Annotated in this window: 18 protein-coding genes and 1 pseudogene; 8 read left to right on the forward strand and 11 right to left on the reverse strand. The window is 71.8% G+C overall.

All coding sequences use genetic code 11. The annotated features are described in order from the left end of the window. The first annotated feature begins 108 nt into the window (after positions 1 to 108). Entirely contained in the window at positions 109 to 555 is a 447-nt protein-coding gene (locus ACWD3E_RS25345; protein ID WP_451389848.1) for a hypothetical protein, read from the forward strand. Between the two features lie 3 nt (positions 556 to 558). Here ACWD3E_RS25345 and ACWD3E_RS25350 read toward each other — a convergent pair whose 3' ends face one another. From ACWD3E_RS25350 to ACWD3E_RS25360, 3 genes are all read right to left on the reverse strand, one after another. Beyond that, on the reverse strand, positions 559 to 1,629 hold the full coding sequence (locus tag ACWD3E_RS25350) for an RNA polymerase sigma factor SigF (RefSeq protein WP_451389849.1): 1,071 nt from the start codon (positions 1,627 to 1,629) through the stop codon (positions 559 to 561). A gap of 17 nt (positions 1,630 to 1,646) precedes the next feature. After that, the gene (locus ACWD3E_RS25355) at positions 1,647 to 2,063 is read right to left on the reverse strand and encodes an ATP-binding protein (RefSeq protein WP_009190566.1); all 417 of its coding nucleotides are present in this window, start codon (positions 2,061 to 2,063) and stop codon (positions 1,647 to 1,649) included. A gap of 262 nt (positions 2,064 to 2,325) precedes the next feature. Further along, positions 2,326 to 2,586 (reverse strand): UBP-type zinc finger domain-containing protein, encoded by a 261-nt coding sequence (locus ACWD3E_RS25360; RefSeq protein ID WP_451389850.1) that lies wholly within the window; start codon positions 2,584 to 2,586, stop codon positions 2,326 to 2,328. 62 nt (positions 2,587 to 2,648) lie between these two features. Here ACWD3E_RS25360 and ACWD3E_RS25365 point away from each other — a divergent pair, with 62 nt between their 5' ends. Next, a complete protein-coding gene (locus ACWD3E_RS25365; RefSeq protein WP_451389851.1) occupies positions 2,649 to 4,244 on the forward strand; it encodes a Na+/H+ antiporter in 1,596 nt (531 codons plus the stop codon). 13 nt (positions 4,245 to 4,257) lie between these two features. Here the strand turns inward: ACWD3E_RS25365 and ACWD3E_RS25370 are convergent, their stop codons facing one another. Together ACWD3E_RS25370 and ACWD3E_RS25375 are read right to left on the reverse strand one after the other, a co-directional pair. Next, positions 4,258 to 5,151 carry a 1-aminocyclopropane-1-carboxylate deaminase/D-cysteine desulfhydrase gene (locus tag ACWD3E_RS25370; protein WP_451389936.1) on the reverse strand — a complete coding sequence of 298 codons (894 nt, stop codon included), beginning with the start codon at positions 5,149 to 5,151 and terminating at the stop codon, positions 4,258 to 4,260. Positions 5,152 to 5,208: 57 nt separating this feature from the next. Next, positions 5,209 to 5,707, reverse strand: a pseudogene (locus ACWD3E_RS25375) (N-acetylmuramoyl-L-alanine amidase); the annotation flags it as partial. 209 nt (positions 5,708 to 5,916) lie between these two features. Here ACWD3E_RS25375 and ACWD3E_RS25380 point away from each other — a divergent pair. Next, positions 5,917 to 7,323: a family 2B encapsulin nanocompartment shell protein gene (locus ACWD3E_RS25380; RefSeq protein ID WP_451389852.1), complete on the forward strand. Its 1,407-nt coding sequence runs from the start codon at positions 5,917 to 5,919 to the stop codon at positions 7,321 to 7,323. Between the two features lie 259 nt (positions 7,324 to 7,582). On the opposite strand, the gene ACWD3E_RS25385 is transcribed toward ACWD3E_RS25380, so the two are convergent. After that, a complete protein-coding gene (locus tag ACWD3E_RS25385) occupies positions 7,583 to 8,185 on the reverse strand; it encodes a TetR/AcrR family transcriptional regulator (RefSeq protein WP_451389853.1) in 603 nt (200 codons plus the stop codon). Positions 8,186 to 8,308: 123 nt separating this feature from the next. On the opposite strand from ACWD3E_RS25385, the gene ACWD3E_RS25390 reads away from it, so the two are divergent. Genes ACWD3E_RS25390 through ACWD3E_RS25410 form a run of 5 tightly spaced genes read left to right on the forward strand, consistent with a single transcriptional unit; the run spans position 8,309 to position 10,240 of the window. Further along, positions 8,309 to 8,893 (forward strand): dihydrofolate reductase family protein, encoded by a 585-nt coding sequence (locus ACWD3E_RS25390; RefSeq protein WP_451389854.1) that lies wholly within the window; start codon positions 8,309 to 8,311, stop codon positions 8,891 to 8,893. A gap of 42 nt (positions 8,894 to 8,935) precedes the next feature. After that, positions 8,936 to 9,154 carry a hypothetical protein gene (locus tag ACWD3E_RS25395; protein ID WP_451389855.1) on the forward strand — a complete coding sequence of 73 codons (219 nt, stop codon included), beginning with the start codon at positions 8,936 to 8,938 and terminating at the stop codon, positions 9,152 to 9,154. Positions 9,155 to 9,169: 15 nt separating this feature from the next. Further along, positions 9,170 to 9,592 carry a YciI family protein gene (locus tag ACWD3E_RS25400; protein WP_451389856.1) on the forward strand — a complete coding sequence of 141 codons (423 nt, stop codon included), beginning with the start codon at positions 9,170 to 9,172 and terminating at the stop codon, positions 9,590 to 9,592. A 49-nt stretch (positions 9,593 to 9,641) separates the two neighbouring features. Beyond that, positions 9,642 to 9,974: a DUF952 domain-containing protein gene (locus ACWD3E_RS25405; RefSeq protein WP_451389857.1), complete on the forward strand. Its 333-nt coding sequence runs from the start codon at positions 9,642 to 9,644 to the stop codon at positions 9,972 to 9,974. Then, positions 9,971 to 10,240: a hypothetical protein gene (locus tag ACWD3E_RS25410; protein ID WP_451389858.1), complete on the forward strand. Its 270-nt coding sequence runs from the start codon at positions 9,971 to 9,973 to the stop codon at positions 10,238 to 10,240. Before ACWD3E_RS25405 ends, ACWD3E_RS25410 begins: the two co-directional genes overlap by 4 nt. On the opposite strand, the gene ACWD3E_RS25415 is transcribed toward ACWD3E_RS25410, so the two are convergent. Genes ACWD3E_RS25415 through ACWD3E_RS25435 form a run of 5 tightly spaced genes read right to left on the reverse strand, consistent with a single transcriptional unit; the run spans position 10,219 to position 13,563 of the window. Beyond that, entirely contained in the window at positions 10,219 to 10,986 is a 768-nt protein-coding gene (locus ACWD3E_RS25415) for a VOC family protein (protein WP_451389859.1), read from the reverse strand. The two genes, ACWD3E_RS25410 and ACWD3E_RS25415, sit on opposite strands and share 22 nt — an antisense overlap. Positions 10,987 to 11,029: 43 nt before the next feature. After that, complete coding sequence (locus tag ACWD3E_RS25420) at positions 11,030 to 11,464, reverse strand: VOC family protein (protein WP_451389860.1); 435 nt, start codon at positions 11,462 to 11,464, stop codon at positions 11,030 to 11,032. A gap of 43 nt (positions 11,465 to 11,507) precedes the next feature. Continuing rightward, positions 11,508 to 11,906 (reverse strand): helix-turn-helix domain-containing protein, encoded by a 399-nt coding sequence (locus tag ACWD3E_RS25425; RefSeq protein ID WP_451351806.1) that lies wholly within the window; start codon positions 11,904 to 11,906, stop codon positions 11,508 to 11,510. Next, positions 11,903 to 12,676: a response regulator gene (locus tag ACWD3E_RS25430; protein ID WP_451389861.1), complete on the reverse strand. Its 774-nt coding sequence runs from the start codon at positions 12,674 to 12,676 to the stop codon at positions 11,903 to 11,905. The genes ACWD3E_RS25425 and ACWD3E_RS25430 overlap by 4 nt, the downstream gene beginning before the upstream one ends. Next, positions 12,673 to 13,563, reverse strand: a complete 891-nt coding sequence (locus tag ACWD3E_RS25435) for a sensor histidine kinase (protein ID WP_451389862.1) — start codon at positions 13,561 to 13,563, stop codon at positions 12,673 to 12,675. Before ACWD3E_RS25435 ends, ACWD3E_RS25430 begins: the two co-directional genes overlap by 4 nt. Positions 13,564 to 13,685 lie beyond the last annotated feature (122 nt).

Consider the following 13,685-nt stretch of genomic DNA (forward strand, 5'->3'; position numbering starts at 1 on the left):
ATCAGGTAAGAGGGGGCTGCGTGAGTCTGGACACTCCGGGGCAGCGGGCGCCCTGACGCCGGGGCCCTTCCCGGCCGGGGCGTACGGGGCGCGGGCTACCCTTCTGGGGTGAGCAGCGAGCAGAAACCCGCCCCGGAGAGCGCCGAGACCGCCGGACCGCGCCCGCGCCGGCTGACGTACGCGGCCGTGCTGGCCGCACTGGAGGGCGTCGCTGTGCTGGCAGGCGGCCTGTGGATGTTCGTACTCGGGCTCGTCGGCAAGCCGGACGACCGGCAGCAGGCCGTGACCCTGGGGATCACCCTGGTCGCGCTCGCGCTGCTGCCGCTGCTGGCCGCGCGCGGTCTGCTGCTGCGGCGCGGCTGGAGCCGGGGCCCGGCGGTGATCACCCAGCTCATGGCCATGCCGGTGGCCTACAACCTGCTGAAGGCCGACAGTATGGCCATCCCGGCAGGCATCGCCCTCGGCGTCGTCTCCGTGACGGCGTTCGTGCTGCTGATCAGCCCGGCGACGACCCAGGCCCTCGGGATCAAGGGACCGGGCCGGTCGGCCGAATAGGCCTCACTCCTCGACGAGGAGCTTCTCCCGCAGCTGGGCCAGGGTCCGGGCCAGCAGCCGGGAGACGTGCATCTGGGAGATGCCGACCTCCTGCGCGATCTGCGACTGGGTCATGTTCCCGAAGAAGCGCAGCAGCAGGATCCGCTTCTCCCGCGGCGGCAGGTCCTCCAGCAGCGGCTTGAGGGACTCCCGGTACTCCACGCCCTCCAGCGCCTCGTCCTCCGCGCCGAGCGTGTCGGCGACCGCAGGGGACTCGTCGTCGGTGTCGGGGACGTCCAGGGACAGCGTGGAGTACGCGTTGGCGGACTCCAGGCCCTCCAGGACCTCCTCCTCCGAGATGGCCAGCTTCTCGGCCAGCTCGTGGACGGTGGGGGAGCGGCCGTGCTGCTGGGACAGCTCGGCCGTCGCCGTGGTCAGCGCGAGCCGCAGCTCCTGGAGCCGGCGCGGCACGCGGACCGCCCAGCCCTTGTCGCGGAAGTGCCGCTTGATCTCGCCGACGACGGTCGGGGTGGCGTAGGTGGAGAACTCCACCCCGCGGTCCGGGTCGAAGCGGTCGACGGACTTGATCAGGCCGATCGTGGCGACCTGGGTGAGGTCGTCCAGCGGCTCGCCGCGGTTGCGGAACCGGCGCGCCAGGTGCTCCACGAGCGGCAGGTGCATACGGACCAGCTGGTTGCGCAGCTCCGCGTACTCCGGGCTGCCCTCCCTCAGCTTGCGCAGCTCGACGAAGAGCGCCCGTGCCCCGCTGCGGTCCTGGGGGTCGTGCCGCACGGCAGGCACGCCCTCCGGGCCCAGCGTGTCGTCCTCGGCGTATCGCTCGTGCTCGCTCATCGTCCCGCCCGTAGCCCTTCCCCGAGCCCTCGCCTCCGCGCGGACGGCGGAAGCGGTCCCGCCGTGTCCTTCCGGAGGCGCGCTCTGCACGGCACCGTCGCCGACGGCCTGTGCGGAGGCGTCCTCCGGATGCGGTCTGGCCTGCTCGGGGATGCCGTCGATGCCGTCAGCCATGCGTCGGGAGCCGTTCGCGGGGCCGTTCCCGGCCGGCAGCTCCCGTGTGCCGCGCTCTTCGTCCCGCACCGGCCCGTCCCCGTTCCTCACGCCGGCCCGGGACCCGCGCCGCGCTGTTTGTAGAGGCTGATCGACACGGTCTTGTCCTCGTCGACGGCGGACGAGACCTTGCCCGCGAGGGCCGAGAGCACGGTCCAGGCGAAGGTGTCCCGCGAGGGGGCATGGCCGTCCGTGGTCGGCGCCGACACCGTGACTTCCAGCGAGTCGTCGACGAGCCGGAAGACGCAGCTGAGCACGGAGCCCGGCACGGCCTGCTGGAGCAGGATCGCGCAGGCCTCGTCCACGGCGATGCGCAGGTCCTCGATCTCGTCCAGGGTGAAGTCCAAGCGGGCCGCGAGACCGGCCGTGGCCGTCCGCAGCACCGACAGGTAGGCACCCGCAGCCGGCAGCCGGACTTCCACGAAGTCCTGGTTCGCCGCGGGCTCGCCTGCGATCTGGGACACCCTCACCTCCATGGTGGTACAAGCTTTACGGGGCCGAGGGATCTCCCCCCGGGGTAACGCCTACGTGGTTCCGCGGTGACGCTATCGCGCTCCGAACGCTCTTGTCCCGGGACCCCAACCCCCCGACGTCACTCACAGTAAAGCTGCGGATACGCTCCGTGTCTAGAGGGTTTGCGGGCCCAAATGGGAAGAGGGCGCGCCGGGTTGACGTACCCAGACGTCAGACGCCCGAACCGTGATACGGCCACCACCGCATGCAGTGTCACACGAGAACGTGGTCGACGAAGCACCAGCGCCAGTCCTCGCCGGGTTCGAAGGTCCGCATCACCGGGTGACCGGACGTCTCGTGGTGCTCCGTTGCGTGTCTTCCCGGCGAGGAGTCGCAGCAGCCGACGTGGCCACAGGTCAGACAGAGCCGCAGCTGGACCGGGTGTGTCCCGCGCGCGAGACACTCCGGGCAGGTCTCGCTCAGCGGCTCGGGTTCCGGGTGCGGCAGCGCGTCGGCGTGCGTGCACTGTTTCATGATTGCCAGATTACGACGGGTGTGCGGGTGGCCGCGCGGAAAATCGAGGGCGGGCGAGGACCATGGACGTGTTGCCGCTGCTGTTGCTGGTGGCGGGCAGTGCCGCGGTGTCGGGGGCCGCCCGGCGCAGCCCCGTGCCGGCGCCGCTGCTGCTGGTCGCGGTGGGTCTGGCGGTCTCGTACCTCCCCGGTGTCCCGGACTACACGCTCGACCCCGACGTCGTCCTGCCCCTGGTGCTGCCGCCGCTGCTCTACAAGGAGGGCACCGAGAGCTCGTACCTGGACCTGCGGGCGCAGCTGCGGCCCGTGGGGCTGCTGTCGGTCGGGTACGTGCTCTTCGCGACCTTCGTCGTCGGCTGGGCCGCCTATGCCGTCGTGCCCGGGCTGCCGCTGCCCGCGGCCCTGGTGCTGGGCGCGGTGGTGGCGCCGACGGACGCGGTCGCGGCCACCGCGATCGCGCGCCGGGTGGGGCTGCCCTCGCGGATCACCACGATCCTCCAGGGCGAGTCCCTGCTGAACGACGCCACCGCGATCACCGCCTACAAGGTGGCCCTCGCCGCCGCGGTCGGTGCCGGCGCAAGCTGGGGCAAGGGGATCGGCGAGTTCCTGATCGCGGCGGTCGGCGGTGTCGCCGTCGGAATGGTGCTCATGGTGCCGATCCACTGGCTGCGCACGCACCTCAAGGAGGCGCTGCTGCAGAACACCCTCTCCCTGCTGATTCCGTTCGTCGCCTACGGACTCGCCGAGCAGGTGCACGCCTCCGGTGTCCTCGCGGTCGTGGTCGTCGCCGTCTACCTCGGACACCATGCGTGGGAGGTCGACTTCGCCACCCGGCTCCAGGAGGAGGCGGTGTGGCGGATGGTCGCCTACGTCCTGGAGTCGGCGGTGTTCGCGCTGATCGGCCTGCAGCTGCCGCGCGTGCTCAAGGGGCTCGCCGCGTACCGGGGCGTCGACGCCGCCTGGTACGCGATCGTCGTCTTCCTGGTCGTCGTCGCGGCCCGGTTCGCCTGGGTGTACCCCGCGACCTTCCTCCCGCGCGCCCTCTTCGGCCGGATCCGGGAACGCGAGGAGAACCCCACCTGGCGGGCGCCGATCGTGACGTCCTGGGCGGGCATGCGCGGCGTGGTCTCGCTGGCCATCGCCTTCTCGATCCCGCTCACGGTGCGCGGCGGCGCCCCCTTCCCGCACCGCAACCTGATCCTCTTCCTCACCTTCACCACCGTCATCGGCACGCTGGTCGTGCAGGGCCTCACGCTCCCGCCGCTGATCCGCCTGCTGAAGTTCCCCGGCCGCGACCAGCAGGCCGAGACGCTCGCCGAGGCCAACGCCCAGGCGCAGGCCTCCCGGGCCGCCGAGAGCCACCTGGACGACCTCCTCGCCGACGAGCGCAACGCCCTGCCGCCGCCGCTCGCCGACCGCCTGCGCATGGTCCTGGAACGCCGCCGCAACGCCGTCTGGGAGCGCCTCGGCCAGGTCAACCCCGTGACCGGCGAGTCCGTGGACGACACCTACCGCCGGCTGTCCCGCGAGATGATCAGCGCCGAACGCGAGGTCTTCGTCAAGCTCCGCGATCACCGCTACATCGACGACGAGATGCTGCGCGCCCTGCTGCGCAGACTGGACCTGGAGGAGGCCGCCGCCTACCGGGAGGCCGCGTAGGGGCTACGGAGCCCTAGGGGAACGGCTGTCCGGTGACGACCGCCGCGACGGTCGTTCCGTGCGCGAAGGCGCCCTCCCCGGCGAGGGTGACGAGTCCGTAGAGCAACTTGGCGACATAGAGACGTTCGACGGGCAGACCGTGGCGGTCCTCGAAGTCCGCCGCGAACGCCTCCAGCTCCGGGGTCGTACGGGCGTAGCCGCCGAAGTGGAAGCGGTCGTCCAGGGTCCAGGAGCCGCTGCGGGCGCCGAAGGCACGTTCCTGCAGGGCCTGTATGTCGGCCTCCAGGAAGCCTCCCTTGAGGACCGGAACCCCGAGCGCACGCTGCCCTACCGCCAGCCCGGCCGCGAGCCCCGCCAGTGTGCCGCCGGTGCCGCAGGCCACCGCGACGACCTCGGCCCGGCCGCGCAGCTCCGCGCCGAGGTCACGGCAGCCGCGCACGGCCTCGGCGTTGCTGCCGCCCTCGGGGACGACGTATGCCCCCTCGGCGCCGGCCCCGCGCAGGATCGCGGCCAGCGTCTTTGGCTCGCTCTTGTGCCGATACGTCGACCTGTCGACGAAGTGCAGCCGCATGCCGTCGGCCGCGCAGCGGGACAGGGACGGGTTGAGCGGGCGGCCGGCCAGTTCCTGACCGCGGACCACGCCGACGGTCGGCAGGCCGAGCAGCCGGCCCGCGGCGGCCGTGGCCCGCAGGTGGTTGGAGTAGGCCCCGCCGAAGGTGACCAGGGCCCGGCCCCGCGCCGCGTCGATGTTCGGCACGAGTTTGCGCCACTTGTTGCCGATCAGCTCCGGGTGGATCAGGTCGTCCCGCTTGAGCAGGAGCCGGAGGCCGTGCCGGGCGAAGCGCTCGTCCCGCACCTCCTGGAGAGGTGAGGGCAGGCGGGGGGCGAGCGGGTCCGGGCCGGTCACGGGGCTGGTCACGGCACCATTCTCGCCCGCCGGCGGTTCTGCCCCCCGGTGCTGTCCCTTCAGGCGCTCGGCGATCCGCTCCCGCAGCCGGTCCATCGTGAACCCGCGCGGGTCCACCTTGCCCGGCGCGGCTCGGGCCAGGGATCCTCGCCGTCGCCGAGGTTCTCGCACTCGAAGCCGTAGAAGTGCCGGTTGCCGTCGGTGTTCGCCTGGTTGTCCGGCGGCAGCCCCTTCTCGGCGATCACCGCGCGCAGTACGTCGTCGTCGCCGAGGCCGGCATGGTTGGCGCGGCCGTGACCGACCAGGTGGACCGTGCCGTCCTTGGTGATCACGCCGTGGCACAGCGGGCCCGGGAGAGCCGGGTGGCCGTCCCGGCAGAGGGCCACCGTGCGGTCGTCCCCCTGGGTCGCCGTTGGTGGATCACCACGCCGTGGACCGGCCCCCAGGGGCCCTTGTGGTTGCGGTTGTGGTTCTGCCAGTCGCCGACCTCGACGACCGTGACGCCCTCCGCGCGAAGCGCGTCCAGAAATCCGCTCGCGGACATGGGTGGGGCCATGCCGCCTCCTTCGTGCTGTGCCCGGTGACCGCCCGGCGCGGCCCTCTCGTACGGGTGGACAGGAGCCCTCTTTCTGCCCAGTCGGCGGGTGCCCCATTCCCGCTCTTTCGGGTAATGGCGCCGCCCCGGTCGGCGGTGGAAGGCTCGATCCCGAGACCGGTGCCCGGGGTGCCTTCGGGGCCGGGCATGTACTGGGAGGACACTTTCTTATGTCGGTAGGCGAAGAGGTCCGCACAGGGCAGGACAAGCCGCAGCAGTCCCTCGGGACGGCGGCAGCGCGGAACCTGGCCACCACTACCAAGTCCGTACCGCAGATGCAGGAGATCAGCTCCCGCTGGCTGCTGCGCACGCTGCCCTGGGTCGAGGTACAGGGCGGCACGTACCGGGTGAACCGGCGACTCACGTACGCGGTCGGAGACGGCCGCATCACCTTCGTGAAGACCGGGGACCAGGTCGAGGTCATCCCGGCCGAACTCGGCGAACTGCCGGCGCTGCGGTCGTACGAGGACGACGAGGTGCTGACGGAGCTGGCGCGGCGCTGCCGCCAGCGGGACTTTGCCCCCGGCGAGGTCATTGCCGACTTCGGCAACCAGACCAACGAGGTGTATCTGCTGGCCCACGGCCGGGTCGAGAAGATCGGCACGGGCCCCTACGGCGACGACGCGGTCCTCGGAGTCCTCGCCGACGGTGCCTATTTCGGCGAGCAGTCGCTGCTCGACCCGGACGCCATCTGGGAGTACACCGCCCGCGCGGACACCGCGTGCACGGTTCTGATCCTCACCCGCCAGGACTTCGAGCAGGTCGCGGAGCGCGCCGACTCGCTCCGCGAGCACCTCCAGCAGCTGCGCGCGGTTCCCGAGCAGCGGACCAACAAGTACGGCGAGAAGGAGGTCGAGCTGGCGGCCGGCCACAGCGGCGAGCCCGACATCCCGCACACCTTCGTCGACTACGAGGCCCGGCCCCGCGAGTACGAACTGAGCATCGCCCAGACCGTGCTGCGCATCCACTCGCGCGTGGCCGACCTGTACAACCAGCCGATGAACCAGACCGAGCAGCAACTGCGGCTGACGGTCGAGGCGCTGAAGGAGCGCCAGGAGCACGAACTCGTCAACAACCGGGAGTTCGGGCTGCTCAACAACTGCGAGTACGACCAGCGGATCCAGCCGCATGACGGCGTGCCCGGCCCGGACGACATGGACGAGCTGCTCAGCCGCCGCCGCGGCACCAAGCTGTTCCTCGCCCACCCGCGCGCGATCGCCGCGTTCGGACGCGAGCTGAACAAGCGCGGACTGGTCCCGGAGACCATCGAGATCGGCGGCAACCGCATCCCGACCTGGCGCGGTGTGCCGATCTACCCGTGCAACAAGATCCCGGTCACCGAGGCCCGTACGACCTCGATCATCGCGATGCGTACCGGCGAGGACGACCAGGGTGTCATCGGCCTGCGCCAGTCCGGCATCCCGGACGAGATCGAGCCGAGCCTGTCCGTCCGCTTCATGGGCATCAACGAACAGGCCATCATCAAGTACCTGGTGACGGCCTACTACTCGGCGGCCGTCCTGGTTCCCGACGCGCTCGGCGTGCTGGAGAACGTCGAGATCGGCCGCTGGAGGTGACGTTTCCGCACGTCACGGCAGCGTCTGCCGCCACTGCGGACGGACTGCCGGCGCCGGCGGAGTTCGCGACGAGGCGGAGCAGCTGAGAGGCCGCGTCCGGCGGCCAGGTGGAACGCCGGAGTCTCCGGTGATCGTGCGGATCCTGACCCGCACGGTCACCGGGCTCCGGTCCGGCGGGCCCCGCACATCCCCACAGTGTGCGGGGCCCGGCGCATACGGGGTCCTGCACCCGCCCGCGTACTCCCCGGGCCGGCTCCCGCTACTCCCCGCCCGGCTCCTGCGGGACGATCGTCGTGACGATGCGCTCGACCAGCCCCTCCGGCACGGACACCCCCGGCAGGGCGCCGTCCAGGACACCGGGCAGGGTCAGGTGTTCCAGGAGGAGGCCGAGCATCGCGAGGTAGAGCACGGTGACGGTCTCGTCCCCGCCGGGCAGTCCCGCCTCACGGTGGAACTCCATGCCCTGTTCCAGCTCCGCGCGCACCGACTCGGTGAAGGAGGCGCGCAGTTCGGGGCGCCGGGTGGCCTCCAGGCGCATCTCCAGCAGGGCCAGATAGCCGTCGCGGTCCCCGGCGGCCCGGTTCATCAGGTCGTGCATGAAGGCCGTCACCAGTGACCGGTCCCGCCGCTGCCGCAGCAGCTTCTCCAGCACCTGCGGGTCCGGGGCGAGCCGGAGGTGCAGCCGGGCGTCGATCTGGCGGAGCAGCTCGTCGCGCCCGGTGAAGTAGTTGGAGGCGGTGCCGGTGGGCACGCCCGCCTCGGCGTCCACCGCGCGGAACGTCAGCCCCCGCGCACCCTCGCGCGCGAGCACCGCGATCCCGGCGTCCACCAGCGCCGCCCGCCGCTCCGGATTACCGGCCATGCGGAATCTCCTCTCTCACTTGCCCCCGACTCCACTCTTTCTCCGGAACACTCTTGCAACCACTACAGTCGAAGTACTACAACTGTCGTTGTCACCGCTCGCAGCCTACGGAAAGAGACAAGCTTGCGGAAGCTCACGTACTTCGTCGCCTGCTCCATCGACGGCTTCATCGGAGACCCCGACGGCGATGCCTCGTCGATGTTCACGTTCCTCGACGAGGAGTTCCTCGGGTACCTGACCTCGACGTACCCCGAGACCATCGCGGCCCAGGGCCGCGAGCCGCTGGGCGTCAAGGACACCGGGAACCGGCACTTCGACACCGTGATCCAGGGCCGCGGCAGCTACCAGCTGGCCCTCGACATCGGCGTCACCAGCCCCTACGGGCACCTGCGCGAGTACGTCGCCTCGCGCACCCTCGGCGCCTCGCCCGACCCCGCCGTGACCGTGATCGACAGCGATCTGGTCGCCAGGATCCGCGAGTTGAAGGCCGAGGAAGGCGACCTCGGCATCTGGCTCTGCGGCGGCTCCCAGCTCGCGGGCGAGCTGCTCGACGAGATCGACGAACTCGTCATCAAGACCTATCCGCAGGTGTACGGCTCCGGCATGCCCATGTTCGGCACCGGCTTCGCCGTCACCGACTTCGCCCTGGAATCGGTGCGCACGTTCCAGAACGGGGTGCTCGTGCGGACGTACAGCAGGAAGCGCTGACGGCGGGAAGCGCCGAGCCCCCGCCCGGCCTACCCTGAGGGCATGGCCAGCGAGGAACCGCTCTGTCCGGTCTGCGGACAGCCCGTCGGAACGGTCGTCGGCCGGCACAAGACGCTCGGCGCCTGGGTGCCGGTCTGGGGCTCCGGCCCGTGCCGCAACCCTGATTGCCGGGCCTACGCCGAACGCCCCGAGACCGTGGCTTCGGCCGCGGAGCGGAAGGCGGGTGGGCAGGCCGGGGATTCCGCCGCGAAAAATTCCTGAGCCCGGGAGCGGACCATGAAGTACCTGGTGATGGTGCGGGGCACGCAGGCGGACTACGACGCGATGGCAGGCAGGCCCACCCCGCACGCCCCGGCCTGGACCGAGGTGCAGCTGAAGGCCATGTACGCGTACATGAGCGCGATCAACGACGACCTCGCCGAGAAGGGCGAGCTGCTCGACGCCGAGGGTCTGGCCGAGCCCGCCCGCACCCGGCTGGTCGCGCGCGGAAAGGACGGCCGCACGGTGATCACCGACGGCCCCTACGGCGAGACCGAGGAAGTGACGGTCGGCTACTGGTTGCTGGACTGCGCCGGCCTGGAGCGGGTCACCGAGATCGCCGAGCGCGTCACCCGCTGCCCCGCCCCCGAGGGCCTGGCGGACTACCCCGTGGTGATCCGGCCCATCATGGAAGGCCCCGGAGGCAACGACGCGGGATGAGCAGCACGACGCGGGACGAACGGCCGGGCTCAGGCCGTAGCGTGGGCGCATGACGAAACCTCCGCGCATCTTCCACGTCACCGAACGCTCCCTGTGGGACGCGGCCCGCGAGCGCGGCGCCTTCGAGATGTCCACCCGGGGCCGCACCCTCCAGGAGGAGGGCTTCATCCACTTCTCCACCCGCGAACAGCTCCCGCGCATCGCCGAGTTGCTCTACGGCACGTACGACGGCCCCGACGACCTGGTGGTCCTGGTCGTGGACCCGGCCCTGCTCGGCGTGCCGGTGAAGTACGAGTCGGCGGAGCCGGGCGGCGAGGAGTTCCCGCACGTGTACGGTCCCGTGCCGGTCGACGCTGTGGTGGACGTGGAGCCCTGGGGGTGAACCGCAGGTGGTGGCGCTGGGTGCTGGCCTCCTGGGTGCTGACCGTGGCCGTGGGAGGAGGACTCACCCTCTGGCTCCAGGACTCGGCCCGCCCGCGGGGCCCGTACGTCTGGGAGAACGGGGGCGCAACGCCCCCGGCGGCACCGGGGGCGGGTGAGCCGTACGGACAGTACGCCCCGCCGGAGGGCGACGAGAGCCGAGCCTGCCCGCCCGGTCCGACGCCCCCGACCGCAGCCCTCTGCGCCTACGCGACGACGGCTCCCTGACCGCTGCCGCTGCCTCCGCCCGGCAGACCGCCCGTCTCCGGATCCCGGCCGGTCAGGCAGTACGTGCCGCCGGCCGGATCGCGCATGACCGTCCAGTGCGGGCCCTGATGGACCACCTCCGCTCCCAGCCGCTCGTGCCGGGCGCGGACGGAGGCGTGGTCGGCGCAGGCGAGGTCCAGGTGGGCGGAGGCGGGGCGTTCGGCGTCGAGCCGCTGCAACAGGATCCGTACGGGGAGACCGGCCGGCGGCTTCAGGACGCAGAACTCGGGACGCGAGCCGGCCACCAGATCCCAGCCGGTCAGGTCGGCCCAGAAGGCGCGCTCGGTGTCGTAGACGGACGGCGGGATGTCGAGACACACCTGGTCGAGCCGGCTGCCGGCTACGACCGGAGGCCGTACCGCCTCCCCCTGCCAGGGCACGGCGCAGAAGGGCAGGCCGGCGGGGGAGCGCAGCACGGCCCAGTCGCCGTGGTCCGCGAGGAGGTCGGCGCCGAGTCCGCGGGCGGCTCGGACCAGTTCCCGTATGTCCTCGACGCAGAGGTCGAGGTGGGCCCCGCCGTCCCCCGCGTCGACGCCCTGGAGCTTCACGCAGGCGTCCGCGCCGTCGGGCAGCAGGGTGACGAACTCGCCCTGTTCGCCGCGAGGTTCGGACAGTCGCGTGCCCGTGACCTGCGTCCAGAAGGCTTGGGCCGCGGCGAGGCGTGCCGCGGGGCGGTCGGCGAAGGCGTACGTCCAGCGGATGATCACGCGGCGAGTGTAGGCAGGGAACTCACTGGAAACCCAGGGGATTTCAGCGCGCAGGTCGTTCGAGGAAGCGGAGCTGGTTGCCGGCCGGGTCGCGGAATGCGCAGTCGCGGACGCCGTACGGCTGGTCCGTCGGCTCCTGGAGCACATCGGCACCGGACGCCCGGACCCGTTCGAACAGCGCGTCGCAGTCGGAGGTGGTGAAGATGACGCCTCGCAGCAGGCCCTTGGCGAGCAGCTCGGCCATCGCCTGCCGGTCGGCGGGGGAGGCGTCCGGGTCCGCGCCGGGCGGCTCCAGCACGATCTCCACGTCCGGCTGGAGCGGCGAGGCCAGCGTCACCCACCGCATTCCCTCGAAGCCCACGTCGTTGCGGACCTCCAGGCCGAGCACGTCACGGTAGAAGGCGAGGGCCTTGTCGTGATCGTCCACGGCGATGAAGCACTGAGCGAGTTTCACGTCATTCGCGTCATTCACGTTCATGAACCCACGCTAAGGCCGGCGTGCGTGCCGTGCCTCGGTGCGGTCAGTAGGGCCGGCGGCGGGGGCGGGTGAACTTCCGGGCCACGCAGGACGGGATCACCGCGCCCGCCTCGTGCGAACGGGCCCGGTACGCGCTCGGCGTCTCCCCGACCAGCTCGGTGAACCGGGAACTGAAGGAGCCCAGCGAGGTACACCCGACGGCCAGGCACACCTCGGTCACGCTGAGGTCCCCCCGCCGCAGCAGCGCCTTGGCCCGCTCGACCCGCCGGGTCATGAGATAGCTGTACGGCGTCTCCCCGAACGCCTTGCGGAAGCTCCGCTGAAAATGCCCGGGGGACATCAGGGCACCACGGGCCAGCTCGGTCATGTCGAGCGGTTCGGCATACTCACGGTCCATACGATCCCGCGCCCGCCGCAACCGCACCAGGTCCTCCAGGGTCACGGCTTCAGCTTCGCATGAAGGCCCACGCCGGGGGTGACCAGGCCCGTCTCGTAGGCGAGGACGACCGCCTGGGCGCGGTCGCGGAGGGTGAGCTTGGCGAAGATCCGGGCGACGTGGGTCTTCACCGTGGCCTCGCTGAGGGTGAGGGCTTCGGCGAGTTCGGTGTTCGACAGGCCCCGGCCCATCAGCGCCAGCACCTCGCGCTCACGGGCGGTCAGCGGAGCGAGGTCGCGGTGCAACGCGGGCGCGCGGTCCACGGTCCCCGCGGCGGCGGGGCGGTGAGCCGTCCCGGCCCGGTCGGTCTCCTGGGCGGTCGCGTAGCGTTCGACCAGACGGCGGGTGATCGAGGGGGCCAGCAGCGCGTCGCCGGTGTCGACCAGTCGCACGGCCGCGGCGAGATGGGCGGCGGTGACGTCCTTGAGCAGGAAGCCGCTCGCCCCGGCGGCGAGCGCCGCGTAGACGTAACGGTCGAGGTCGAACGTGGTGAGCATGAGGACCCGGCAGTCGGGGAGCAGCCGCAGGACGCGTCGGGCTGCTTGCAGGCCGTCCAGGTTCGGCATCCGGATGTCCATCAGAACGACGTCCGGGCGCAGCCGTTCGGCCTCGGCGACGGCCTGCACGCCGTCCGCGGCCTCGCCGACGACCTCGATGCCCCGCGAGGTGAGGATGAGGCGGAAGCCGGTTCGGATCAGCTCCTCGTCGTCGGCCACGAGGACGCGCGGGGCGCCGGGCTGCCGGCCGGGGACCGCGCCAGGGTCCTGTGAGTTCACGGGCGCTCCAGAGGGATGCGGGCGCGGACACGGTATCCACCGCCGATACGCCGCCGGGCTTCGAAGTGGCCTCCGTAGACGGCTACGCGCTCGCGCAGGCCGATCAGGCCGCGTCCCGCTCCGTCGTCCCGTGCCGTGCGGGGATCCGGTTCGGTACCCGCGCTCGCGGGGTCGGCGGACAGCACGCTCGGTCCGCTGTTGAGCACCTCGACCCGCAGGCTGTGGTCGGCATAGCGCACCGTCACGGTCGCCGTGCTGCCGTCGCCGTACTTGAGCGTGTTGGTCAGGGCCTCCTGGACGATCCGGTAGGCGGTGACGTCGATGCCGGGCGGCAGCGGACGCGGGTCCCCGGAGATACGTACCTCGACCGGCAGGCCGGCGAAGGCGATCCGGTCGATCAGGGTGCCCAGTTGACGCAGGCTCGGCTGCGGCGCGAGCCCGGAGGGATCTCCTTCGGCGTACCGCTCGGCCCCGCCGTCGTCACCGTCGTCGCCGTCGGGCGACGGCGCCAGCAGGCCCAGCAGATGGCGCAGTTCGGTCATCGCGTCCCGTCCGGCACCCTCGACGGCCTCCAGCGCGGTCTCCGCCGCGTCCGGCAGGGTGGCCAGCACCTCCCGGGCGGCGGTCGCCTGCACGACCATGAGGCTGACCTTGTGGCTGACGATGTCGTGCAACTCGCGGGCGATACGGGCACGCTCGGCCGACACCGCCGTGCGGGCAGCCGCCTCCCGTTCGCGCTCCAGCAGCCAGCGCCGGTCCTCCAGAGCCCTGCGGTAGCGGCGGCGGGCGCGCGCCAGCAGTACGACGCTGGCTCCGGCCACCGCCGGGCCGGCCGTCGCAAGGGCGATGAGCAGCGAGCCCGTTCCCGATCCCCACACGGTGCCCATCGTGCCAGGCGGCCGACCGGCGGACGTCCTACTCCGGGGCCACCCCGTACATCTCCAGGATGACCGCCGTCCCGGGATACCTCCGGGGGCTGACGCCCGGGGCTGCCACCCCGCCTACCGTC

The sequence above is a fragment of the Streptomyces sp. NPDC002676 genome, assembly GCF_053592455.1.